Source organism: Rhizobium sp. G187 (assembly GCF_051549525.1).
In the GTDB taxonomy this organism is placed as follows: Bacteria; Pseudomonadota; Alphaproteobacteria; order Rhizobiales; family Rhizobiaceae; genus Allorhizobium.
In genome coordinates this window covers 1-25,790 of sequence record NZ_JBPUGM010000014.1, presented here as the reverse complement: position 1 = coordinate 25,790, position 25,790 = coordinate 1, and the positions used below count along the sequence as shown (strand labels likewise).

Annotated in this window: 11 protein-coding genes and 2 pseudogenes; 8 read left to right on the top strand and 5 right to left on the bottom strand. The window is 58.3% G+C overall.

Annotated features, from left to right (window positions below; translation table 11 throughout):
- From ACSV9I_RS22020 to traR, 5 genes and pseudogenes are all read left to right on the top strand, one after another.
- Nucleotides 1–228: pseudogene (locus ACSV9I_RS22020) on the top strand (BID domain-containing protein); the annotation flags it as partial.
- Nucleotides 225–791: a conjugative transfer signal peptidase TraF gene (gene traF, locus ACSV9I_RS22015; protein ID WP_438330844.1), complete on the top strand. Its 567-nt coding sequence runs from the start codon at nucleotides 225–227 to the stop codon at nucleotides 789–791. The pseudogene ACSV9I_RS22020 and the gene traF, both read left to right, overlap by 4 nt.
- On the top strand, nucleotides 781–1,947 hold the full coding sequence (locus ACSV9I_RS22010) for a conjugal transfer protein TraB (RefSeq protein WP_438330846.1): 1,167 nt from the start codon (nucleotides 781–783) through the stop codon (nucleotides 1,945–1,947). Before traF ends, ACSV9I_RS22010 begins: the two co-directional genes overlap by 11 nt.
- A gap of 17 nt (nucleotides 1,948–1,964) precedes the next feature.
- On the top strand, nucleotides 1,965–2,576 hold the full coding sequence (locus tag ACSV9I_RS22005) for a TraH family protein (RefSeq protein WP_438330843.1): 612 nt from the start codon (nucleotides 1,965–1,967) through the stop codon (nucleotides 2,574–2,576).
- Nucleotides 2,577–3,004: 428 nt separating this feature from the next.
- Complete coding sequence (traR, locus tag ACSV9I_RS22000) at nucleotides 3,005–3,709, top strand: autoinducer-binding transcriptional regulator TraR (protein ID WP_438330842.1); 705 nt, start codon at nucleotides 3,005–3,007, stop codon at nucleotides 3,707–3,709.
- Between the two features lie 10 nt (nucleotides 3,710–3,719).
- Here traR and ACSV9I_RS21995 read toward each other — a convergent pair whose 3' ends face one another.
- Together ACSV9I_RS21995 and ACSV9I_RS21990 are read right to left on the bottom strand one after the other, a co-directional pair.
- Nucleotides 3,720–4,010: a transcriptional repressor TraM gene (locus ACSV9I_RS21995; protein ID WP_438330845.1), complete on the bottom strand. Its 291-nt coding sequence runs from the start codon at nucleotides 4,008–4,010 to the stop codon at nucleotides 3,720–3,722.
- 387 nt (nucleotides 4,011–4,397) lie between these two features.
- On the bottom strand, nucleotides 4,398–5,651 hold the full coding sequence (locus tag ACSV9I_RS21990; RefSeq protein WP_438330841.1) for an ATP-binding protein: 1,254 nt from the start codon (nucleotides 5,649–5,651) through the stop codon (nucleotides 4,398–4,400).
- Between the two features lie 635 nt (nucleotides 5,652–6,286).
- On the opposite strand from ACSV9I_RS21990, the gene ACSV9I_RS21985 reads away from it, so the two are divergent.
- The 3 genes and pseudogenes from ACSV9I_RS21985 to ACSV9I_RS21975 all read left to right on the top strand — a co-directional run.
- Nucleotides 6,287–6,589, top strand: coding sequence for a hypothetical protein (locus tag ACSV9I_RS21985; protein WP_438330840.1), 303 nt, complete (start codon nucleotides 6,287–6,289; stop codon nucleotides 6,587–6,589).
- Nucleotides 6,590–7,005: 416 nt separating this feature from the next.
- Nucleotides 7,006–7,341 carry a helix-turn-helix domain-containing protein gene (locus ACSV9I_RS21980; protein WP_008827759.1) on the top strand — a complete coding sequence of 112 codons (336 nt, stop codon included), beginning with the start codon at nucleotides 7,006–7,008 and terminating at the stop codon, nucleotides 7,339–7,341.
- Nucleotides 7,334–8,074, top strand: a pseudogene (locus ACSV9I_RS21975) (type II toxin-antitoxin system HipA family toxin); the annotation flags it as partial. The gene ACSV9I_RS21980 and the pseudogene ACSV9I_RS21975, both read left to right, overlap by 8 nt.
- A 175-nt stretch (nucleotides 8,075–8,249) precedes the next feature.
- Here ACSV9I_RS21975 and ACSV9I_RS21970 read toward each other — a convergent pair.
- From ACSV9I_RS21970 to ACSV9I_RS21960, 3 genes are read right to left on the bottom strand one after another with little or no spacing between them, the layout of a single operon-like run.
- The gene (locus tag ACSV9I_RS21970) at nucleotides 8,250–9,560 is read right to left on the bottom strand and encodes an HlyD family type I secretion periplasmic adaptor subunit (protein WP_438330839.1); all 1,311 of its coding nucleotides are present in this window, start codon (nucleotides 9,558–9,560) and stop codon (nucleotides 8,250–8,252) included.
- A complete protein-coding gene (locus ACSV9I_RS21965) occupies nucleotides 9,547–11,310 on the bottom strand; it encodes a type I secretion system permease/ATPase (RefSeq protein ID WP_438330838.1) in 1,764 nt (587 codons plus the stop codon). Before ACSV9I_RS21965 ends, ACSV9I_RS21970 begins: the two co-directional genes overlap by 14 nt.
- Nucleotides 11,311–11,326: 16 nt before the next feature.
- Nucleotides 11,327–25,681 (bottom strand): calcium-binding protein, encoded by a 14,355-nt coding sequence (locus tag ACSV9I_RS21960; protein WP_438330837.1) that lies wholly within the window; start codon nucleotides 25,679–25,681, stop codon nucleotides 11,327–11,329.
- Between the last annotated feature and the right edge of the window lie 109 nt (nucleotides 25,682–25,790).

The following is a 25,790-nucleotide window of genomic DNA, read 5'->3' as shown; positions in this document are numbered from 1 at the left end:
CGCTTCGGCGAACGAAGCTTTCTGCCGATCACGGCGAGAGATGCCGATGGGAAGGCGTTCGAGGCACTCTCCACCGGTATGTCGCCTGCCCAAAAGACCGAGCTTCGATCCGCCTGGGACTTACTGCGAGCCGCCCAGAAGCTGGCAGCTTATGAGCGCACCACCGTGGCGCTCAAACAGGCCGAGGCGCTGCGCCAGACACAGTCAAAAGGCTTGTCCCTGAAATGATGGCGCAGGCGGACACGCACTTGAGACTTGCTCGCCAGAGGCGCCACGCAGTGCGTCTTCTCGCCTCGGCAGTTGCCGTCCCGATGACCCTGTTTGCTGCTGGCTATATCGGCGGTTTGCGGATCAACACGACACCAAGTGAACCCATCGGGCTCTGGCGGATCGTGGTGCTGCAGAGGCCACCGCAAGTGGGCGACCTGGTGTTTGCTTGCCCCCCGGATGCCGGGCAGGCTCGAGAGGCAAGGGCAAGGGGCTATCTTCGCACGGGGCTTTGCAAGGGTGGGTTTGGCCCTATGATCAAGACGGTGATCGCAACGCCAGGGCAAAAAGTCGAAGTGACCACGCGTGTTCAAGTCGACGGCGCGCCGATAGCGGGCTCCGCTGTTGTCGATCGGGACGGCAAGGGCCGACGTCTTGCAGCCTTTAGAGGCGGTGTCATTCCACCTGGAGAGGTGTTTCTCCATTCACCCTTTCCGGCATCCTGGGACTCTCGCTATCTCGGTCCCGTCCCGATTGAAGGCATTCTTGGACTGGCCCAACCGGTGTACACCCATGCGCCGTGATACCCTGTCTTCCCTCGCGCTCGTCAGCTCTTCCGTGGCATGCGGCATGATGGCTTGGAGTGGGATCACCTTGGCCCTGCCACTGGCTGTCGCCTTTCCCGCATTCTGGTCTCTTGCACCGAACCGACTGACGGCCGCCATGGTTTCTGCAGGCTATTTCCTCGCGGCATCCCATGGGCTGCCGCAGGGTGTCGCCACCTATTTTCGGGCCGACCTCTGGCTGGGTCTCGCTTTGTGGCTGATCGCTTCCAGCGCCTTTGTCCTGGTCCATGCGCTCCTTTGGTCGTCAGGGACTGGATGGGCGTCGGGAGCCAGATACGTGCTTGCCATGCTGATTACAGCTTTACCACCAATCGGCATCCTCGGTTGGGCGCATCCCATCACCGCAGCAGGCATCCTGTTCCCCGGCTTGGGTTGGATCGGGCTCACTGCAATGGCAGCCGGCCTTGCGTTGATGGCAACGCGATATCGGCCGGCTGCCATCGTCGCTTTTGCGAGCTTGTGGATCTGGTCCGCCGCGTGCGGGAAAACGGCAAATCTAGGTCATGAGTGGCTTGGTGTCGACCTGAAGCTGGGAAAAGCCCTTGGCCGCAACGGGAGCCTTCAGTGGCATCGTGATCTGTTCACGCGCGTCAACTCAGTCAGAGAACCTGGCTACCGGGTCGTTGTCCTGCCCGAGAGTGCTCTAGGTTTGTGGACGCCCACTGTCGAGCGTTTGTGGAGGGAACAACTCCGCGGTTTGGACACAACTGTCATTGCCGGCGCCGCCATCGTCAACGCCGATGGCTACGACAATGTTATGGTTTCAGTGTCGGCTACGGACGCCCGGATCATTTACCGGGAGCGCATGCCGGTGCCAGTGTCGATGTGGCGGCCCTGGGCCAATTGGGCAGGTCAGCAAGATGGAGCCCGAGCAGTCATGTTTGGCACTCCGGTCGTCGAGATTGCTGGGAGCCGGATCGCACCGTTGATCTGCTACGAGCAGTTGCTCGTTTGGCCTCTCCTCCAGTCCATGCTCCATTCACCCGATCGGATTGTCCTCATCGGCAATGGATGGTGGACCGAGGGAACCAACATCGTTGCGATCCAGCGATCAAGTGCAGAAGCCTGGTCTCGGCTGTTCGCGGTCCCGGTCACCATTTCATTCAACCGTTAAGACCTGGAGCCGTCCGCATGGATCTCGCCCTCATCCAGTCCTGTAGCGATCCCGCGTTGAAGCCCGCGATCGTGGAACAGTTCATCGAACAGGCCGGCTCGACCGATCCGCTGGCTGTGACTGTCAAGATTGGTGGCAGGAGCGTCCTTGTCCCCGAGCCACGATCCGTGGAGAACGCCATGACGACCATTCGCCAATATTCCGGCCAAGCCGTTGTCCGTGTCGGGATCACGCAGGTGCCGGCGGGGATCGGGATAAGACAGATTGCCGATATCGACGACAGTCTCCTCGATCCTTGCGAGAACCTCCGCCAGGGCACTGCCATATTCGCCAGGATCATGCGGATCGTCACCAAATGGTATGGAAATCCGAAGAGCGATGAGGCGTTGCCGCAGATCTTCGATGATGCTGTCTACGCCTGGAAAACCGGTGAGTTTGAAGGTGTCTCGGTGTTTCAGGCGGATGATCCAATACAGTCCGCAGTGTTGCCGGTTGCAGTCGCAAAGCCGGAGCCGGCCGAGCAAGGGCAAGAAGCGAGCGGAGAGGCCCTGTTGGAAGTTCCACCATCCGAGCCGAAAGACGCCGAGATCCGCATCGACCTCACTGGCATCGGTGGGCGCGCGCCGTAGTGCAAACGGCCTGGCTCTATCGACAGGTTGGTTCGGCATTTCCCTATAGTCCCGGGGGACCTTGTACTTTGTCACTCTGCGTTGTTCGTCAGAGGCTTATATCGAATTTCGGGGAACAGTTTTCCCAAAAAGAACAAATTGCAGGTCTGGATTTTTGCTGGCGGACATCGGGTTCGGGTGCCGTTGATGTTGGCAGTTAAAGCCGCGGGCGCTCGAATAAATCCAACTCCTATAGCGACGAATGCGAACAAGAATGGATCAAGCGCACCCCACACCTCCCCCAGCCATGCGCAATGGAAGAGGTCCTCTATTAAGGATCCGCAGCCTCGATATCCCGTCTCCCAAATCCGCTGCTCAGTTGGCTACCCGCCAGCTGGACCACCAGTCGGCCATAGGTGTGATGCCGGCATTGGGATGGGAGGCGGACAATGGATCGATGTATTGAACGCATTGTGGATATGACGGCAATCATACGCGATGAAGCGGGCCTGAAAACAGCGCTCGCCGATATCGCCGGCCGGTACGATTTCTCAGGTTATGCCTTTGTCAGCCTTCGCCCGGGACAATCATACGCAATTTCTGACTATGCCGAGGAATGGCGCAAGCGATACCAAAAGGAAGACCTCAAGCAGGTCGATCCGGTGATCCGACAGGCACAGACACTGCGCCGCGCATTCACGTGGTCCGGTGAGAGCGAGAGGGCATCGCTGTCGGTGGCCGAGCGTCGTTTCTTTGCAGATGCGTCAGGCCACAATATTCGCTCGGGCGTAACCATTCCGATCGCCACTCCGAACGGTGCCGTTTCGATGCTGACCCTGGCATCCTCAAAGCCTGTCTTGACGCCGGACAGGCACATTGATGCTATCGCGGCTGCGTCCGCAATAGGACAGCTCCATTCTCTGGTGGAGCATTTGCAGGTCAAGCCGACCGTTCAGGAGTCAGTGTATCTCAGCCCAAAGGAGGCAACCTTTGTGCGTTGGATCGCCCTTGGCAAATCGATGGAGGACGTGGCAGTCATCGAGGGCGTCAAATACAACACTGTCCGCATCACGCTCGCTGGCGTCCGGCACCGCTACGATCTCTGCAACAACAACCAATTGATTGGTCTTGCAGTCCGCCTCAATCTTGTTTGACGGATTGCGGTCAGATGTTTGGTGTCCGACCCAGGATAGCGATCAGGGTCGACAAAACGGACATCTGGGCGTGCATTTCGATCGTCGCGTTGAGATAGGCAAGGTGTTCGGCGCCGCCGGCAACCTTGCCTGTCCAGACATCGGGTGGAAGGGCCTGGAACAGGTTCTCCGCTTTCTCGACCAGACTGCGATGGGTCTTGATTGCCTCAACCGTCAGCTGTTCGATCGATTGTTCAGGCACGCCCGCCAGCAATCCGACGAGAGGTTTGAGTTCCACACTACCATCCTCATTCACTCCCATGGTCACGGCACCTCCCAGTGCAAAGGATGCAATACGCCCAGTCTGAAACTCGGCTTCAAACAGTGGCCGGAAATCTGCAAATCTACGCGCGGGCGACGCGGACAAATCTGCTCTGTGACCACAGCGCTTTCTAGCGATTGGGGTCTGAGTTGACCACTGCAGTTCTGAGGGGTGTTTAGCTGGCCTAGCCAGCCCCTTCAGTCTTTGCCAGTCACAATTGGTAAAGTCGTGAGGTGCTTGTCGGTGGTCTGGACGACGCCCTTGTCTAGGGATAAATGGCCCTTCTCTGTTCCCCATCGCTCCATGAATAACAAGACGGCTACTGCATAACGTCGGCATCAAAGACGGTAGTCCGTTTGCGCTGTGATCGCTGCACCAACCTACTCTTCACATCGACCACAAGATTGAGAGCGGCGCCGCCTGCAGGCGTTCGGCAAACGGCGTGATGCGGTCATGATCATGCAGGACGAGACCACGTACGAAACGGTCGCCGACCGCTGCCTGCAGCTGACGTAACCCGCGAAAATCATCGGCTTTGACGGTCGCAGACGCTTTCACTTCAATACCGATGATCCGCCCACGCCGATCTTCAATCACGACATCGACCTCATCCAGATCCTTCGTTCTATAGTGTGAAAACGAGACGCGTTTCTCGGACCATGACGCAAGCTTCATCAGTTCGGATACGACGAAGCTCTCTAGCAGCGCGCCAAAACGTGTCTTGTCATCCAACAGCCTGGCCATTTCGTCCTCGCGCAAAGCCGCCAAAAGTCCTGTGTCGATGAAATGGAGCTTTGGTGTTTTGACAAGCCGGCTGAGCCGATTGTTCGACCATGGCGCCAGGGTTTTGATAAGGAACAGCCGCTCCAGGATGGCTATGTATTTCTGAGCGGTGACCCCGGACAATCCCAGCGCCGAACCGAAGCTGCTATTGTTGATCAGTTGCCCGGCATGTTCGGCGAGGATGTTCAGGAGGCGTGGTAAACGATCGAGTTGATCGATGTTGGCAATGTCGCGCACGTCGCGATCTAGGATAAGACTGACATAGTCTTCGAGCCACGAGACTCGCCGGGCTGCTGTGGTTCGCCTCAAGGCTTCAGGATAGCCGCCCGCCAGAACCATGCTCATCATTTCCTTGCCCAGAACAACCTCACCCTCAATGGCTGGTTCTTCCCCCGCAAACAATCGATCGAGCATGAGGCCAGGACTTGATCGGATTTCGGCCTGCGCAAAGGGAAGAAGTGGAATGACTGCCATTCGACCGGCCAGAGAGTCAGCAATAGCCGGTATAGTCGCGAGGTTCGCGGAGCCCGTTAGCAGAAACCGTCCCGGCTCCTGATGGTCATCCACGCTTACCTTGATTGCAAGCATCAGATCAGGGGCTCGCTGGACCTCGTCGATAACCGCTCGCTTGATCCCTCGTATAAACCCTGTGGGGTCGGCTTTCGCGGAGTTCAGCGTACCCGCATCATCCAATGTGATGTATGGTCGATCGCTACCTGAGAACATGCGCGCGAGCGTGGTCTTCCCTGCCTGCCGAGGTCCGGATATCAAAACTACACGGGTATCGGCTAGCGCTGCCTCTACGAGAGGCAGCGCTTTACGGTTGACAAAGAACTTCGAGTTTGAGTGTTCGTTCATGCGGCCATTCTTAATCGAATGAGCGTCCAATTTAAAGTGGTGCGCCGTCCATTTTTAATGCAGAAAGCGTCCAATCTTCATTTTCACTTTTGGCCGCCGGTCCTCGTCAGATCGATCCGAATACCAGCGTCGTCGGCTAGCTTTGGTGCAAGGATCGTTAAAGACGGTGTCGTAGATGCTGGGCCAGTCCGTTCACGCATAGCGCATTGGAGGTCACCAACAATCGTGTGTCCGGTTTCCGCAAGACCGGTACACCGTGCGAGGATCCGCGTCTTCAATGACAAAGACCACCGCTCTGAAAAGATTGCCGCTCGTCCCTGCTTGGCAAACGGCGGGGGCAAGTTTTTCTGGGCCACGCGCCAGAGTTTTCAGCCAACTTTCAAAGCGATCGTATCGAAGCTGCGAAATGGCAGTCCCATGTTCGATTTTGATCCGATTGGCGGCTACCCCTAGTTGCGAAGGCGCGTTATGACATCTCGCCAACCGTGATTGTCGAGGCCCGAACGATGCGATTTTTACCACCGCTTGTATTTCTTCTCGCCGCTTCTCCGGCCGTTGCCATAGGGCCACCAGGTCCGCCGCCGTGGTCCTGTAACGTCTTGGAAGCGTGCAATTCTGCGGATGTGTGTATCAGCATGTGGGCGATCCCGATCAAGTTCAAGCTTGTACAGTTCCATGACGACCTGAGGACGTATCATTTGCTCGGGCCCGATGGGCTCGAAGGAGTGGCGCTGGAACTACCCACCTTGCAGGACGCGAAAGATTTTGCGGAGACCTCCAGCCCAGATAAGATGGCTCCATTCATCCTGGTGCCCACTAACAAGTTGGCCGACACGCACGGCTTTTGGCTGCAAACCGTGCGGCAATGGGGAAGCGGTAAGCGCGATCTAGCAGATGAGAAGATGCTGGTGGCATGTAACAGCATTCGAAGAGGCTAGTTTCATCCGGTTGTCAAAGCTCGCTTGCCGGGCTCCGGACTGCGCAGGCGTTGTGGCTTGTCATGCCAGCACCGAACACGATTGCTGGCATGGATGTCGGGGAACCCATGCGAAAATGGATCACGCGCGGCTTGATCGCGGCCGTTCTGAGCTCTGGGACTGTTTAAGGGGCGGCTTTTCTCTCGCCCTGACATGCCAGAGGGCGCATTCTCGATCTCCTACAAGAACGGCTTGCGCGCCATCATCGTCGGTTCCCCCAACGAGCAGGACACCCGGCGCTACCCCGGCTGTCCGCAGATATACCGTCATAGGCATCGTTTTCCAATCGAGCGACGAACCGATCGGTTCAGTTCTCTATAGAAAAATTGTAACCTTCGTGCTACACATTCCTCCGATCTGTAGTGCGAAGGTGACAAATGCCGACACCCCATAATCCGCCCGCCGCGGTGAGGCGCGCGCTGCGCAAGCTTGGCGCGGACATCCACGATGCCCGTCGCCGTCGTCGGTTGCCGATGTCAGTCGTGGCCGAGCGAGCCTTCACGTCGCGTTCGACGCTCCAAAAGATCGAGGCGGGCGATACCAATGTCAGCATCGGTATCTATGCCGGCGTCCTTCAGGCACTGGGTCTCCTCGAAGGATTGAGCCAGATCGCCGATATCGGCAACGACAGCGTCGGCCAGGCATTGGCCAGCGCTGATTTGCCGAAGCACGCCCACCCGAAGCGGCCGACCGGAGCGTCGCGCGATGGCTGATTTCGAGGTTCATCTCGACCTTCATGGCCACACGCGCCCAATCGGGTTGGCGCGGGGCAATCGCGTCCGTGGCGCCGAGACCATCATGTTCGAATATGATCGCGGCTGGCTTGAGGACCCGGATCGCTTCTCGCTTGAGCCGGCTCTGGCCATGACGCGCGGGGCATTCGTGCCACCCGCTGGTCTGGCGACCTTCGGCTCTATCGGCGATTCCGCTCCCGACACCTGGGGACGCCGCCTCATGCAACGCTCGGAGCGGCGCAGCGCCGAGCGCGATGGCCGCGCCGTGCGCAGTCTGGCCGAAAGCGACTATCTGCTCGGCGTTGCCGACGAGACCCGACTTGGCGCGCTTCGCTTCCGTTGGGTCGGCGAAGAACAATTCCAAGCGCCGATCCGCGCCGGCGTGCCCGCCCTGATCGAACTCGGCCGACTGCTTCAGATCACCGAACGCATTCTGCGCGATGAGGAAACCGACGAAGACCTCCAGCTCATCTTCGCGCCCGGCTCGTCACTTGGCGGAGCGCGGCCCAAGGCCTCGGTCGTGGACCCGCACGGTCATCTCTCCATCGCCAAGTTCCCCAAGGAGACCGACGACTACAGCATGGAGACATGGGAGGAGATCGCCCTGCGACTGGCGGGCCAAGCCGGCATCGCCACGCCGCTCCACGAACTGATCGATGTCGCCGGCAAGAAAGTCATGCTGTCGCGGCGCTTCGATCGAGATGGTGCGGTTCCGCAAACGACCCCATAATTGATGAAACGAGTTCACGAAGTATCTACGCCGCCGGGTCGGCAGCCGAGCCATCGCCTTGAAGGGGGTGGAACCAACGAACCGATGGCGAGCGTCCGTTCAGGAAACGATTACCAGATAGACCGCCTCCCGAACACGACGCTGTAAAGAGTGGTAATCAATCTTCTTTGAAGGCGCGCGCGACCTGATCCATGAACGGTTTTGTCAAATAGGCGAGCGCAGTACGTTCCCCCGTTTGAATGAACGCCTCGACCGGCATGCCGGGGACGACCGTCACATGACCTAGTCTCTGCCATTCTCCGTCGGAAACTTTCGCGCGCACGACGTAATAGCTCAAACCCGAGCGTTGGTCGGAGGTGAGGTCTGCTGCCACACTGGTGATAACCGCGTTTAGTTCTGGCGTATTTGGCTGGCTGAAGGCGGAGAACTTCAAATGCACGGCCTGACCGACGCTCACCTGGTCGATATCCGTCGGCATAAGCCTGACCTCAACTACAAGGGCGTCACGATCCGGAACAATCTGCATGATCGCTTCGCCGGGCGCGATGACAGCGCCTGGGGCATGCACAGCAAGCTGATGTACAATACCACCCTGCGGCGCGCGGATATCGATCCGCAGCAGGTCATCTTCTGCAGCGACGAGGCGCTCGGCAAATTCGCCGATCTCGCCTTCGGCTTGCCGTAGCTGGTCCGAGCCCTCAGTACGCTGATCCTCGTCAATCTGGATGATCTGAAGCTCAGTTTCTGTAATCTTGCCCTTGGTTTGCGCCTCGTTTGCGATGAGGCTTCCGAGCTTGCCGGTGAGGCTGGCTATTTCCCGCTGCAGCGCGTAGACCCTATTTGCTGGGACGAGCCCATGATCGAACAGGCGTTGCGTGGTCGAGAGCTCCTTTTCGATCAGAGCGATTTCCTGGCGCGTTCCGGTTTCTTGGGCGATCAGCCCGCCGCTTTCCTGCTTCAGCTGGGCGATGCGCTCTCGCAACTGCGCCTTGCGGATCGTGCGCGATGATCGGCGGTCCAAAAATAATCGCTTTTCGCCTTCGATAGAACGGGCGATGTCTGGATCGGTTACCTTAGCGCGTAAATCTTGCGAAAAGACAATCTCTTCTTTATCGTCGCGCTCTGCCTCAAGCCTTGCGGTTCTGGCCGCAAGCTCGTTAAGTCGTTTTCTGACGATGGCAAGGTTGGCCCGTGTCTGAGTATCGTCGAGCTGGATGAGAATCTGACCCGCGTCGACAATATCGCCGTTCCTGGCAAAGATCTGACCGACTGTTCCGCCCTTTTGATGTTGTACTGGTTTGACGTAACTGTCGACCACGACCGTTCCCGACGCAATGACGGCGCCGGACAGGTGCGTGGTGGCGGCAAGACCACCCATCACACCACCAAGCAACACGACGATACTGAGGGCTGCGGCTGTCAGCCTGCGGATAGCGCGCTCCGCCGTTGGCGCTCTAACGTCGCTCACGAACCGTCTCCTCGCCGCCGAACAGGAGTTGCATTGGCTGGGTTGGCGCCTTCGTCGGCCGAGCGGTCGTTCTGCTCAATACTTCGTTCTTAGGACCGAAAGCCTGCATTTGGCCATTGCCCATGACGAGAACTTTGTCGACCGCAACCAGCGCGCTTGGACGATGTGCGATCACGATTGCAATCCCTCCCCTTGCGCGAACGCCGGAGATTGCCTGGGTCAATGCCGCCTCTCCATCCGCGTCGAGATTGGAATTTGGCTCGTCGAGCACCACGAGGAACGGATCTCCATAAAGAGCGCGCGCTAGCGCTATGCGCTGCCGCTGGCCGGCCGAGAGAACAGATCCGTTCTCTCCGACCTTTGTATCAAAACCATCCGGAAACTGAACGATCAGATCATAGACGCCAGCTGCCTTTGCGGCCGCGACGATCGATTGAGAATCTGCATCCGGATTGAAGCGAGCAATGTTTTGCGCAATCGAACCATCAAACAGTGACACATCTTGAGGCAGGTAACCAAGATTGCGGCCGAGCTGGTACGGCTCCCACTGAGCAAGCAAGGCCTGGTCAAGCCGAACGGAGCCGCCAGAAGGTAGCCAGAGACCGGTCACGGCGCGTGCAAGCGTCGATTTTCCCGATGCACTCGGTCCGATCACCCCCACAGCTTCGCCCGCCGCCACCTTGAACGAGACGCCCTTGAGGATCGGGTTTCGTTCGCCGGGGGCTGCGACCAGCAGGTTTTCAACTATCAGGCTTTCACGCGGCGGCGGCAGGGCGACCGTACGCTCCTGCGATGACATCAGCGTCATCAGCTTTGTGAGACGTGCCCAGCTTTGCCGTGCAGCGGCAAACCCTTTCCATTGACCGATGGCGAGTTCGACGGGGGCAAGCGCGCGACTCACCAGGATGGAGCTGGCGATCATGATGCCGCCGGTGGCCTCCTGCCGGATCACCAGGAAGGCGCCGACGGCAAGGACGCCCGACTGCAGCATCATGCGCACGATCTTCGAGGTCGTCGCCAATCCGCCGGTCATAGTACTGGACGCTACATGGTTTGCTAGGTAACGCCGGTTGAGGTCGGCCCATCGCCCACCGATGAAATGACCAAAACCCATAGCAAGCACCGCTTCGGAATTGCGCTTCGTCGCCTCTGCGAGGGTGATCCGTTCGGCCGCGAGCTTGGCTGCTTCCCGGGCCGGTTCCCGTGAGCGAAATTCGGTAAGAATGGTTAGTCCAATCAGCATCAGCGCACCGGCAAGTGCCGTCATCCCAATCCAGAAATGGAAGAGGAAGCAGAGGCCGAGATAAAATGGCATCCAGGGCATGTCGAATAGCGCGGTCGGCCCCTGCCCCGATAAAAATCCGCGAACCGTGTCGAGATCGCGCACGCATTGCAATCCGTCCCCCGGCATCTGCATGCGTGACGGCAACAGGATCAGCGAGCGATAGACCCGGTCGCCGAAGCGCTCGTCGACAGCCGTACCCACACGGACTAGGAGCATCGTCCGGATCAACTCCAGCAGACCCTGGAACACGAATAGTGTCGCTGCGATGATCCCAAGGCCAATCAAGGTCGGCAGGCTATGTCCGGGGATGACCCTATCATAAACCTGCAGCATGAAAAACGAACCGGTCAGTGCCAGGATATTGATCACGCAGCTGGTGATGCCAACCCCAAGAAAGGCTCTTTTAAGCGAGGAGAGGACCGCCACAAGAAAGACTTGTGACGGTTGTTCCGATGCATTGTTCACGAAGAATGCCTTTTCATCATGCGGCGGCCGTGAAGCGGAAATCGTCGTGGTGGAGACTTGTCAGCGCGACATTCTTCAAAATGATCGTGTTGTTGACGTCAAGGGTCATCACCGTATCGGCTCCAACCTGTGTTGCAGCTTCCAGGGCGGAAGCGAAGTCGGCGAACAGGTCTGTTTCGAGGCCGACTATCTCCCCCGCTTCAGAACCGCCCTGGAAGTCGACGATGGTGTCGTGAACAAAGTTCGGCTCGAAGATGAAGGCATCGTCTTGAACTGACATTGCTACTCGTGCTTGCGCACCGATACTCATGAGATCGTCGCGATCCCATGAACTGCCATCTGCAAACTCGATTTTCTCGAAGCCCCAATATTGCTCGTCTGAATAATATTGCTCGTCGATCGTGATCGTATCGCCGGTCGCAAGAACGGTCAGCACGAGATTAACACCACTACGCTCTGCGCTTACGTCGGACTGGTTGATGTCTGAAAACCGCAGGATGTCCAACTGTGTCGACTGATTGGCTTCGTCATCCAGATAGTCGGTGCCGTCACCGAGCGCGTAGAGATAGGTGTCGCTGCCCTCGCCCCCGAAGAGAATGTCATTGCCAAGACCACCGTGGAACAGGTCATGCGTAAAGGTGCCATTGAGCGTGTCATCTCCGGCCGTACCCGCAACGGTTACCTCTTCTGGAGCCGAAAGACCGCGTGCAATGAACGTATCCCGGTCCCACGATGCGCCACCGGCAAATTCTACCTTCTCGAGCCCCCAATAGCCTTCATCTGTCCGCAGTTGCTGCGTTACCGTGATGACATCGCCTGTTGCGGTGACCGTGAGCCTGATCGCGTCACCGAAACGCGTGACGACGATATCGAAGGCCGTCAGATCGCTGAACCGCAGGATATCGAAATTGTCGAAGTAACCTTGCTCGTCGCGGACAGTGTCGTTCCCGTCGCCGGCAGCATAGAGATAAATGTCGCTGCCGGAACTGCCGATCAAGACATCATCACCGAGACCGCCATGATAGATGTCGTCGGTCCAGGTGCCATCCAGGACATCGTCGCCGTCGGTGCCGTTGACGGTGATGGCCTCGCCGGAAGCAAGTCCCTTGGTGATGATCGTATCGCGATCCCATGAGCTGCCATCGGCAAACTCGATGCTCTCAAGACCCCAATATCCGGGATCCGTATGGAGCTGCATCTCAACTGTGATGACGTCGCCCGTCGCGACGACCGTCAGGAGCAATCGGTCTAGATCCCGGCTTATCGACAAATCGGAAGCATTGAGATCGGAGAACCGCAGGACGTCGAAATTATCGGTGAAACCGACCTCGTCGCTGATCACATCGGAGCCGTCACCGGAGGCATAGAGATAGGTGTCGCTGCCGGCGCTACCGTCGAGAATGTCATTACCCAAGCCTCCCCTGAAGACATCGTTTTCCCAGGTTCCGCTCAAGGTGTCGTCACCGGTGGTACCGACGATTGTCGCTTCGTCAACTGAGCCACCGATTGCCATGATGGTCGATCGATTCCACGAACTGCCGTCCGCGAACTCGATCCTCTCAACACCCCAGAAATCAGTTTGAGTATAATATTGCTCGTCGATCGTGATCGTATCGCCGGTGGAGATCACAGTCAGTTTAAGATGAATGCCCTCACGGCTTGCACTGATATCGGATGCGTTGAGATCGGTGAAGCGAACGATGTCCACAATGGCCGCTTCATTGGCCTCGTCATCGATATAATCCGTTCCATCTCCCGCGGCATAGACATAGACATCCGCGCCCAGGCTTCCGAGAAGCGTGTCATTCCCAAGGCCACCCTGGAACGTCTCGTCGTTCCAGGCGCCAACTAGTCTGTCGTCTCCACTGGTTCCGGCCGTGAAGGTCACAGTCGTCACGAAGCCCATCAGCGTGTCACGATCCCAGGCGACGCCGTCGGCGAATTCGATGCGCTCGAAACCCCAGAAATCGTAGGGGGACCAGAACTGCTCGTCGATCGAAATCGTGTCGCCCGTTGCAAGCATGGTAAGCTTGAGATTGACGCCATCGCGCGTGACGCTGACATCATCGCTCGAAAGGTCGGTGAACAACAGAAGATCGACCTCTTCCGACTGGTTCGCCTCATCGTCGATATAGTCGGTGCCGTCGCCAAGAGCGTAGAGATAGGTATCGCTGCCCTCGCTTCCATAGAGCGTGTCGTTTCCAGCGCCGCCCTCGAAGATATCCGCGCCTGCCGTCCCGCTGAGTGTATCGTCTCCAGAGGTACCAGACACGGTTGGTTCAGGTCCCTGTGGTACCTGGCTGATGTTGGAAAGGATGTCCGCCTTCAGCCAGACTGTTCCATCGGCGAAAGCGATTTTCTCGATGCCGGCACCATTTGTTCCGTCAATCGTCTCCTTGACAAGGATCGAACCGGCGTCGCCGGCACCAGACGCGCTTTCAGCGATGACGATGCGCAGGTCGTTACCGTCCTGATGGAGTTTGATCGCGGTCGCATTGATGTTGGAAAGGATGATCTGATCGAGCAGGCCGTTGGCATCGGCATTTTCGGCGATCGTGTCGTTTCCGTCGCCTCGCAGGTAAACGTAAGTGTCGCTGCCTGTGCCGGCTGAAAGCATGTCGTTGCCACCCGAACCGGTCAGGATGTTTACGGTGCTATTGCCGGTCAGCGTGTCGTCGAACTGAGAGCCTGTGATGTTTTCGAAGTTCAAAAGGACATCGCCGGTGGCGTCGCCACCACTTGCAGACGACGTTGCGAGGTTGATCGAGACCGCAGCGCTCGACGTCTCATAGGAAACGGTATCGTTGCCGCCGGCGCCGTCGAGCCTATCTGCACCGGCAAGTCCAGCGATGATGTTATTGCCGCTGTTGCCAGTGATGACATTTGCGCCCGCATTGCCGGTTCCGTTGATCGCCGATGACCCCGTCAAGGTCAGGTTTTCGACATTGGCGGCGAGCAGGATGCTAACCGACGATCTTGCTGTATCCGTGCCTTCCCCGGCGAGTTCGACGACGCTATCGCCCAGATTGTCGATCGTGTAGGTGTCGTCTCCTGCCCCGCCGCTCATTGCGTCGACACCGGTGCCGCCATCGATCGTGTCGTTGCCGTTGCCGCCATCGATCACATCGTCACCGGCAGCACCTGCCAACGTGTCGTTTCCATCTCCACCCGATAGATGATTGCTGCCAGTATTGCCGGTGATTGCGTTGGCAAGTGCATTGCCCGTGCCGTCGATCGCTGACGCTCCACTGAGCGTCAGATTTTCGACATTGGCGGCAAGCGCATACGTGATCGATGCCGTGACGCTATCTGTGCCTTCGTTCGGGGCTTCGACCACCGCGTCACCAATGTCGTCGACGATATAGGTGTCGTTGCCGAGACCGCCGTTCATGAGATCGGCGCCGAGGCCGCCGTCGTGAGCGTCGTTGCCGGCTCCGCCGGACAGGCTGTCATTTCCGGCATTGCCAGACAGTGTGTCATTACCGTCATTGCCCGAAAGCTGGTTGCCCGCCTCATTCCCGATCAGAATGTTCGCCCCGGCGTTGCCGGCGCCGTTCACGCTTGCCGCACCGAGAAGCGTCAGATTTTCGAGGTTGGCTGAAAGCGTGTAGTCGATGGATGACTGAACCGTGTCAGTGCCGTCGTTGGCGTTCTCGACGATCGAATCTGATGCTTCGTCAATCACGTAGATGTCGTTGCCCGTACCCCCCGTCATGATATCGGAACCCGTTCCGCCATCGAGCGTGTCGTTGCCAGTTCCCCCGGAGAGCAAGTCGTTGCCCGCGCCGCCGAACAGGACATTGGCTGCGGTATTTCCGGTGAGGCTGTCATCGAAGCCGGAGCCGGTCAGATTCTCGATATTGGTTAGCACGTCACCTGCCGCATCACCGCCGGTCGCCGTCGCGGTCGTCAGGTTGACGGTCACGCCGCTTGCGGATGTGGAATAGCTTGCCGTGTCAGTGCCGCTGCCACCATCGATGGCGTCGGCTCCCGCACCACCTTCGAGGATATTGTTGCCTGTATTGCCGATGAGCTGGTTGGCGAGGATGTTCCCGGCGCCGTTGATCGCAGCCGAGCCGGTCAGCGTAAGGTTTTCTACATTGGCCTCAAGCGTGTGGTCGGTAGACGAGCGCACGAGATCAGTGCCTTCGCCGCTGAGTTCGACGACCGTATCGCCGACATTGTCGAGCGTATAGGTGTCGTTGCCCTGACCTCCCTCAAGAATGTCTGCACCCGTCCCGCCACTGATCGTATCGTCGCCGGCAAGCCCCCTGATCATATCGTTGCCGGCACTGCCGGTGATCTGATCGTTGCCGCTGGTGCCGTAGATCGCAGCCAGGCTGCTCAAAAGCGCATCGAGGCTCCAGTCGGCCGCGCCAAGGACACTGCCGTCGGCGAAAACAATCCGCTCGACGCCGCCCTCGAGATCGAATTGCGTATCGAGGGTCAAGGTCTCGCCGCTGGAGAGGATCCTGATAACGACGTCCGTCTGATCGTTGAACGGTCGTTCGAAGCGGATATCGGCTTGAGTGAGACCGACAAGCTTCAGCGTATCGATGTCGGAGCCCGTTGTCTTTTCGTTGACGGTGTCGTTCCCGTAGCCGGACGCGTAGATATAGACGTCGTTGCCGAAGCCTCCGACCAGTGTGTCGTTTCCGGCACCAGGGTCGATCGTGTCGGCTGTTGTGTCCGATCCGGTGATGGTTTCTGTCGAGCCTGTTCCGCGATACCAGGCATTGGTGTTGATCGTCGACAGATCCCAGGTCGTATCCGAGAAGCGGAGGCTTTCGATCCCCCAGTTTGCGGTTGTTGACAAGAACTGGTTGCGAACCGTAATCGTCTCGCCGGTTGTATTAATCCGGATTTTGAGATCCTGTCCAACGCGTGTCAGGAGCGTATCGGAGCTCGCGACAAAGGATAGATCGAGCGTGTCGATCTCTGCGGTCGAACCGGAATCGTCGTTGATCGTATCGTCTCCGTCGCCGGCGCGGTAGATGTAGAGGTCACTGCCTGCCTTTCCGAGAAGCGTGTCGGCACCAAAACCGCCGGTCAGAACATTGACGCCCGTCGATCCGGTCAGAGTATCGGTGAAGGCCGAGCCGATGATATTCTCAAATGCACTGACGGTATCGGTACCTGCGCCTCCGGTTGCTTGCGCAGCCGTCGAGCCGATATTGATGGATATGCCTGCGGCTGCATGAGAATAGGAGAGCGTGTCGATCCCTGCTCCACCGTTCAGGTTATTGGTTCCGGCATTGCCTTCGATCGTATCGTCGAAGCCCGATCCGAGGATATTTTCGATGTTCAGCAAGATGTCGCCAGTGGCGTCACCGCCATCAGCCGTCGCCGTCGCCAGGCTGATCGTTACGGCTGCTGCGGATGCCGCATAGCTTGCCGTGTCGCTGCCAGCGCCACCATCGAGACTGTCGGCGCCGCCGAGGCCTGCCAGGACATTGTTGGCGCCATTGCCGACGATGTTGTTCGCCTGGCCGTTGCCGGTTCCGTTGATCGCCGAACTGCCGGTCAACGACAGGTTCTCGACATTGGCGGCAAGTGTGAGGCTGACGACGGTCTGAACGGAATCGTTGCCTTCGCCCTGGTTTTCGACGACCAGATCGGAGCTTGTGTCGACGACATAGATATCGTCGCCGAGCCCGCCAATGAGTGTGTCGGCGCCGCTTGCGCCATTGAGCGTGTCGTTGCCGGAAAGCCCGGTGAGCGTATTTGAACCACTGTTACCGACAAGAATGTTTGCATCCGCGTTGCCGGTTCCAGACAGCGACGCCGAGCCGGTCAGCGTCAGGTTCTCAAGATTGTCTCCGAGCTTATAGTTCAAGGACGACTGAACGGTATCCGCACCGCCGTTGGCGGCTTCGATAATGATATCGTCGATGGCGTTGACGACATAGGTGTCGTCGCCGGCCAGACCCTTCATTGTGTCGGCGCCGGTCGTGCCTGTGATGACGTCGTTGCCGACCGTACCCTCGAAGATCGCCCGCGCATCGATGTCCTCGCGGCGCCACAAGACGCCATCGGAGAACTGCAATTCACCGATACCGCCTTTTCCCTCCCGGGTCGTGAGCGCAAAATGTTCATCGATCGTGATGACTTCACCGCTCGCAACGATACGGATCTTCAGGTCGTTTCCGACCCGCGTGATTGCAACGCCAGAGGAGGCGACATCCAGCAGTTTCAACAGGTTCGACGGGAAGTAGTTTTCTTCGTCAACAATTGTGTCGTTGCCGTCCCCAAGCCTCCAAAGATAGACGTCCTGTTTGTAGACGCCGCCCACCAACGTGTCGTCTCCCGCCTTGCCCTCGAACGCATTGGAAATTTCGTCGTTGCCAGTCAATGTTTCCGATGCCGTCGTCCCGATAAGCGGTGTCGCCGCCTCCCGGTCGATCGTGTGGGCGATGATCTGCGCCCTGTTCCAGTGTGTCCCATCCTCAAAAATAATCTCGTCGATCGTCGAGGCGCTGCCGACGAAAAAGTCTCGAAGGATAACGTCTGGGGCATCAAAAACACTGTAACCCCAGACATAGAGGTCACGACCGTTTAACGCCTTTTGAAACGCCCCCTCGCTCGGGTCGTAGGTCAGCGGGTCGATGATGCCGGAGAGCTTCAGGATGTCGTGATCGGCAGCGGTACCGGCATCCCAGACGATAACCTGCCCCGCGTAGAGGCCCTGTTCATAGGTGTCATTGCCGGCTCCTCCGATCAGGAAGTCGCCGTCCTTGCCGATCAGCGTGTCGTTTCCTGCGCCGGCGTCGATGCGCCGACCATCGCCAAAGCCCAACACCAGATCATTGCCTGCCGTCAGTACCTGGGAAAGATAGGCATCGCGCATCTGTGCCGCTGTCCAGAAGGTCTGCGTCTGCTGGAAAAAGTAGCGGTAGATCGACGCGCCGCCGTCGTAGATGCGCAATTCGTCATTCGAGCCGGCGAGGCCGAAAACGATAAAGGTCTCGAGTTCACCATCGCTGTTTGTCGTGCGGACCGTCGAAAATTCGATGTTGCTCTGGTCGACGCCGGGAAGGAAACGAACGAGATCTTCGGCATCCTCGGGGTAGAAGATATAGAAGCTGCCGACGGCATCGTAGACGGTATCGTTGCCATAGCCATAACCGAAGACATAGGCGTCACTCCCGCCCTGTCCGCGCAGCACATCGTTGCCGGCACCGCCGTCAAGCACATCACTGCGTGGGTCATAACCGGTGAGCTGGTCGTCGCCTGGCGTCCCTTGAAGGAAGAACTGGACGATCTGTTCGAATGTCCATTCCCGCCCATCTGCAAACCGGATCGCATCGATCGGCCGCTCAAAATCGCCGGTATCGGACACGTCGAGGATCACCCCATTGTCGATGGTGATCCGTTCTCCCGTCGAAAGCACGTCGATATAGAGGTCGAAGAACGTTCCGCCCGACACCTCATAAGGAGTCCGCGACAGGCGTACGTCCTCGAAGCGAATACCTTGCCCGAATTCCAGGACATCAAAGCTTGGAATGTCGGACTCCGCGATGATGTCGTTGCCGTCGCCGGAATTCCAGACATAGGTATCGTCGCCGTTGCCGCCCAGCAGGCGGTCCGCGCCCTTGCCACCGATGATGCGTTCATTTGCGGTCGTGCCAGTCAGGACATCGGCGCCATTGGTCCCCTGTAAAACAGCTCCGGGATTGATTATCTCATCGAGCTCCGTAAGAGTGAGGACGGTTCCATCTGCAAATTCGAAACGCTCGACACCACCGGAAAGACCGTTTTCAAAGGCATACTGATCATAGATCTTCACCTTGTCGTTTGTCCCGGCGATCTGGATCAGAAGGCTACCGGCATCACGGGCAGCAAAAATATTGTAGGGATCGTTGGTATCCCGTGTGAACACGAGGTTTGCGAGCGTTATTCCAGCTCCGAACCTGAGGGTATCGAAGGTGAATTCTCTCAATCCGTCATGTGTATCGATCACGCGGTCCGTGCCCGAACCCAGATTGAAGAGATAGGTATCGTCCCCGCTTCCGCCATAAAGATCGTCGTTGCCGGTTCCACCGTCGAGTACGTCGTTGCCGCCAAGGCCGACCAGCCGGTCATTGCCTGCACCGCCACTCAGAATATTTGCTTTGAAGTCACCCTGAATGAAATCGTTGCCCGATGTCGGCGTCGAAAAGAGCGTGGCCAGATCCGCTGCGCTCCACACCGTGCCATTGGCAAACTGCACCTCCTTGACGGAATAGGGGCCAGGCGCGTCGAAGTCGTCGCCACTGTTTCGGAACTGTTCTTTGATGGTGATGCTGTCGGAAGTACCTCTGATCGTCAGCACGAGATCGGTCATGAAATAGCTGTCGATGACCGTGGAATCGTTCGTCTCGTAGGAAATATAGCCGTTCCTGGTCACGATGATGTCCGACGGCGCGATACCGGCCGCGAATCTGACGACATCGTTGACGGTGTAATCACCGTCTGGATCATATTTGAGAACGGTATCCTGGCCGTCACCGCGACCGAACAGATAGGTATCGGAACCCGCGCCGCCGAGCATTTCGTCGTTGCCGGCGCCGCCCGAAAATATGTCCGGGCCAATGGTGCCGGACAAGGTGTCATCGCCGGCCGTACCGGTGACCGTCACCCCGGGATAGGGGCTTTGTACGAAGAGATCGAGAATTTGCGATGCCGTGGCGCCATCGGCGTCGGATGCAGTGACCTCGATCTGATAGAGGCGGCGGCCTTCTTCGTTGTCGACCGAGTAGAAGGGAGGATCGCCTGAAAGGGTTCGTGTCAGGGGGTCGAAAGTCATCCACTCGGGCAGCGGATCGCCATTGGCAAGCCGTAGACTCAAGTTGAGACCGAGGCTGTCGGCGTCTGCGAAACTGTCGGCCGGGATCGTCATCGTGAATGCTGATGGCGCATCCCGATCGACCGTGATCGACGCTATCTGATGAGCGACATAGGGCGCGTCGTTCCTGCCGTTGACGATGAGGTACATCGTCAGCTCAGCCGATGCGCCTGCCTGATCGGTTGCCTTGACGACGATCGGGAGCATCCCGACGTCGCCATCGTCTGGGGTGCCGGAAAAATGACCGGTCACGGGATCGAAATGCAGCCATGCCGGCAAGGCATCTCCACCGACAAGCGCGGCCGAATAGACGAGGTGGTCCGCAGCGTCAGCATCGGAAAATGCCGAGGTCGGAACTGTATATGAAAACGCTGTATCTTCGGACGTGAACCAGCTCTCCAACGAACCCGAAGCGACCGGAGCATCATTGCTGTTGAGCACGTTCAGTGACACAAGGGTACTGACGCTAGCCCCGGCAATATCGGTCGCGGTCACCTTGAGGCTCAGCGTTCCGACGTCGCCATTTTCCGGCAGCCCAAAGAACGTGCCCGTGACTGCATTTAAAGACAGCCAGGAGGGCAGAGGACTTCCATCCGACAGCGTCGCTGAGTAGCGAAGATGGTCCCCTGGCGTCGCATCGGCAAAGACGTTGCTCGGGATGGTGAAGCTGAAGGGCGAATCTTCGGATGCGCTCAAGGTACCAATCGCATTGGCGACCGTCGGCGCACTGTTTCCACCGCCAACGGAGATGCCAAGACGGGTCGTGCCGACCGCAATACCATCGGAGGCACTGATGATGATGTCGAGCACACCGGCATTGGCTGCCGCTGGCGTGCCGCTGAACGTTCCCGTCGTCGGGTTGAACGAAAGCCAGGAGGGGAGCGCGGTGCCGTCCGAGAGTGTTGCCGAAAGTGTCAGATTCTGACCTGGCGCACCCATAATCTGGTTGTCGGGATCGATAAATAGGCCCGCGGGCAGCTGGAACTGCAAATGCGCTCCGACTGCCACGGACTGATTGGTCGGCGGGGCAACCGCGACCGGCGCGTCGTTGACATTTGCGATGACGATATTGAAGTTTTGGCTGACGCGATCGCCAGCCGCATCGATGGCAGTCAGGCGGATAGCGATCTGACCAACGTCGCCATTTGCGGGGCTGCCGGAAAACGCCGTCCCATCAAATGTCAGCCAAGTTGGCAAAGGCGAGCCATCCGTCAGTGTCGCTGCGAATTGCAGCGTATCTCCCAAGTCCGTATCTGCGAACAGTCCGGCCGGCAAAACGAAGGAGAATGGGCTGCCTTGAACATCGTTCTGCTGCGATACAGTTCCGACAACCGTCGGTACGGTATTGCCGGCAAGACTGCTGATGTCGGTCGCGTTCCAGCGTGAACCATCGGCAAACTGGATGGCGCCGATCTTCCCGCCGCCTGCCGCAAAGTGATTTTCAACGATGATCGTATCGCCGCTGCCACGGATTGTGATCACCAGATCGTTCGGATTGCTCAACCCATGTGAGAGGTCGAGGTCGGTCGCGACGATTCCGGAACCGAGCTCGATCCGATCCATGCCGATGGCATCGCCGCCGTCTCGGATCGTATCTGAGCCGTCCCCGCGATTGAAGACATAAGTGTCGGCTCCGTTTCCGCCGTCGATGAGATCGTTGCCGTGACCGCCAACAATCCGGTCGGATAGCGTCGAACCGACGAGCGTATCATTGCCGGCAGTCTGGGCTGCAGCCAGCGCCTTCTGGATGAGTTCGGCAGCCGACCAGATTTCGCCAGAGGCAAAGCGCACCTGCTCGATTGCTCCAGAGCCAGACAGTTGGTTCTGGAGTACAATTGTGTCGCCGCCTCCCAGATGAACAATGATGTCATTTGGAGCCGAGGGACTATAAGACACGCTGACGTCGGCGGACGAAATCGTCGATCCCAAAGAGAGGACGTCGTTGCCCGTCAGCCCGCTATCGGCAAGCACATCGGCACCGTCACCGTGGTCGAACTGATAGATGTCTCCGCCCTCGCCACCGTCGAGACGGTCATTCCCAGTGCCGCCGCGAAGGCTATCGGTTATGGCCGATCCGAGTATGGTGTCGGCGCCGCCCGTCACCGCGTTGGAAGCAATTTGCTGCAGCAGCGTATTGCTGTTCCACGTCGTTCCGTCCGCAAAGGCGATCGTCTCGATCGCCGCAGAACCGGTCGCAAACATGTTTTTCAACGTGACGCTGTCGGTTCCAGACAGTCGCAGGACGGCATCATTGCCCACTCTTGTGACCGTGACTGCACTTGCCGATATTCCCGCGGCGAATTCCAGTCTGTCGCTGGACCCGGTGCTGTCATCGATGATGTCGTGGCCGCTGCCTGCTTCAATCAGATAGCGATCGTTACCGCCGCCGCCGCGCAGCTGGTCGTTACCCGCGCCGCCGCGCAAGTCGTCGTCGCCGCCAAAGCCGGAAATGACATCATCGCCCCCTGTCGCGAGCTTTGCCAAATAGAGGTCTGAAATTTGCTTTTTCGAAAGCAAGGTTCCGTCTTCGAAGCGCATGCCTTCAACGCCGCCGGTCGGGTCGCTGGAAAACTGCTTGGTCAGATTGATCCGATCATTGCCGCTTCCGAAGGTGATCGAGAGGTCTTCGCTGTTGGCGCCGCTGCGAGAGAGCACGAGGTCTTCGAGATGAATACCTTCTCCAAAAACGAGCTCGTCAGGTCTGGCAACGAGCTGAAACACCGGCCCCGCCCAGTCGTTGATGGTGTCCGCGCCGTCGCCCTTCGAATAAACGAAGAGGTCCCGATCAAGACTGCCGGTCAGGACGTCGTCGCCCTGTCCACCATAGATCACATAGAGCCCATCGGCGGTCTCCACGGTCGCTCCGAGATTATCAGAGCCGTTCGTCGCACCGGTGACAGCCTTGAGAATGTCGGCAAGCGAGAAGCTTGTCGACCCGACGACGACGGAATTGACCGAACCCGAGGCCAGAAAATCGCTGACGATGACGCGGTCGCTCGCCGTATTCTGGAAGCCTATGATCAAATCGAGACCCTGGAACGAGAAACGGACCTCGTCGGCTGTTATGCCTCCACCGAGCATAACGGTTTCGATCTCGCCGACGCCGCGATCAGTATGGGCATCGATCGTGTCCACACCGTCACCGCGGTTGAACGTGTAGCGATCGTTGCCGGCACCGCCCGTCAGCGTATCGGTGCCGGTGCCACCGGACAGACTGTCGTTGCCGGATCCACCCACGACCGTATCATCGCCCGCGCCGCCATCGATTGTATCGTCTCCGGCATCACCCTGCAGGAAGTCGATGCCGGCGTCGCCATTGATCGTGTCACCGCCCGCGCCACCCAAAACGAGATCGTCGCCATCACCAGCTTTTAGAGTGTCCGAGCCGTCGCCACCAATCAGGGCATCCTTGCCTGCACCGCCATCAACGACGTCGTCTCCCGATCCCGCATTGATCAGGTCGTCTCCATCGCCGGCGCTCACATTGTCGGCGCCACCTTTGGAGAGAATTCGGTCGTTTCCGAGAGTTCCAGACAGGATCTGCCCGGCCTCGCTCCCTTCGATGACATTGGTGGCGGCCGTGGTGATATCCGCAATTGTGTGGATCACGCTCCAATCGTGAACGACACCGTCTGAGAAGACATATTGTTCGATAAGACCGGCAAAGAGTTTCGCCTGCTCGACCGTTACCTTGTCGCTGGAGCCGACGAGAGACAGGACGAGATTTCCATTGTCGGGGCCGGACCACGTGATCGTGAAATCTGAAAGTCCGAAACTGGTGAATTGGATGCGATCCTCGCCTGTATAGCCGAAAGGCGAGAAAGGCCCGGAATCGCCGGAAATCGGACCATTGTCGAAGACGATGTCCTGCCCGAAATTCGTCCCAAATCGATAGATGTCAAAATCATGATCGACACCGTCCGATCCTTGCAGCCGGTCATTGCCGGCCCCACCGTCAATGACATTGCTACCGGCGGTTCCAAAGACAGTGTCGGCACCCGAGGAGATCTGAGGACTGAGATAGCGAACATCGATATCGGTACGCGTTAAGACAGTGCCGTCTGCAAAGGCGATCTTGTCGATACCGTGCGCCATGAAATAGGATTGCAGCCGGATTGATCCACCATTTTGTCCACCGACGGTAATGATGAGGTCGACACCGTTACTGCCATTCGTCTCCACGCTTCTTGAGAAAGTCACATCCGAAAGCGAGATACCGGCGCCGAGTGATAGCTGGTCAACGTCCCCGTTAGACCATGACTCGATGATCAGATCGTTGCCGTCGCCACGGTTCCAAACATACGTATCCGCCCCATCGCCGCCTTCGAGGATGTCGTCACCGGTGCCCCCCGCGATGCGGTCGGCCCCATGGACCTGATCGTCACCGTTAAAGCCAAATATATGGTCTGCGCCGGAGGTTGCCGCCTGTTCGAAATAAAGACGCGCAAGCTCACTGATGGTCAGCTGGACGCCGTCCGAAAAGCGGATAAGGTCGGTATCTGCTACCTCGGAAAAAACGTCGTTGCTCAGGCGGACCTGATCCTCGGTTCCGACGATCTTCAGGACAAAATCATACTGGTTGTCGCGGACAATCTGCACGTCGGTCAGGCGAGCATCGGTGAATTCAAGCGTGTCGGCTCCGGACCTGTTGGAATCATAGATCGTGTCGGCCCCGTCACCACGGGCAAACAGGTATCGATCACTGCCATCGCCGTCGGTGATACGGTCGTTTCCATGACCCGCGCGGACCGTGTCCACACCGGCCCCGCCGTTCAGCGTATCGTTGCCCTCGCTGCCATCGAGCCTATCGTCGCCGTCGCCGCCATTGACGATATCATTGCCAGCGCCGGCATCCAGGACATCGTTTCCTGCACCGCCCTCAAGCCTGTCATCGCCGCCACCAGCGTGGATGACGTCATCGCCGGCCTTGCCGTCAAAACGTTCGGAGATATCGATGCCGTTCAAGATGTCGTCGCCATCCGTGCCAGCAATCAGCGTCAGCGCGCTTCCGCCTTGCGTTTCGGGCAGGACCGAAATGTCCGGAGTATCAGCGGAATTCGGTGACGATAGATTTGCGTCGACACCCTCGAATTGCCAAAGGCCCTGTTGTTCCGCCGTCAATGCCGACCAGCCGATGATCCGTATCGTGTCTCCGTCTCCATAAGAGACGAGCAGGTCCTGCGTCCCTTCGGCACCAGCGACGAGGGTCTTTGCTATCGACTGCGGATCGATGCCTCCAAGGAAGCGGACGATATTGCCTTCGATCGAAGCGTCGACGATCACGTCGTCACCGTCGCCTGCCTTGAAGACATAGACATCGCGACCATCGCCGCCGATGAGCGTGTCGTTGCCGGCATGGCCGTTCAGGACATCGGCGCTGTCCGTTGCCGTCATGACATTTGCCGCCGAGGAACCTTCTCGTGACAAACCGTCCGAGCCGTGAGCTGTGCCAGAGGCAGTTCGCGCACCCACGGCAGGATCGGCTCCCATCGCTTGGAACCCGAGGCCTGCGAGCTGGTTGCGAATATAGTCTAGCGTGTCCGACATCAGCGCCCATGAGACAGAACTGGCTTAATTGAGAAGAGAGGATTTTCGGCTCATCGTAGCTCTATCGAAGGAAGCGAAGATGAGACAAAAATCCGGGCCTCAGACATCG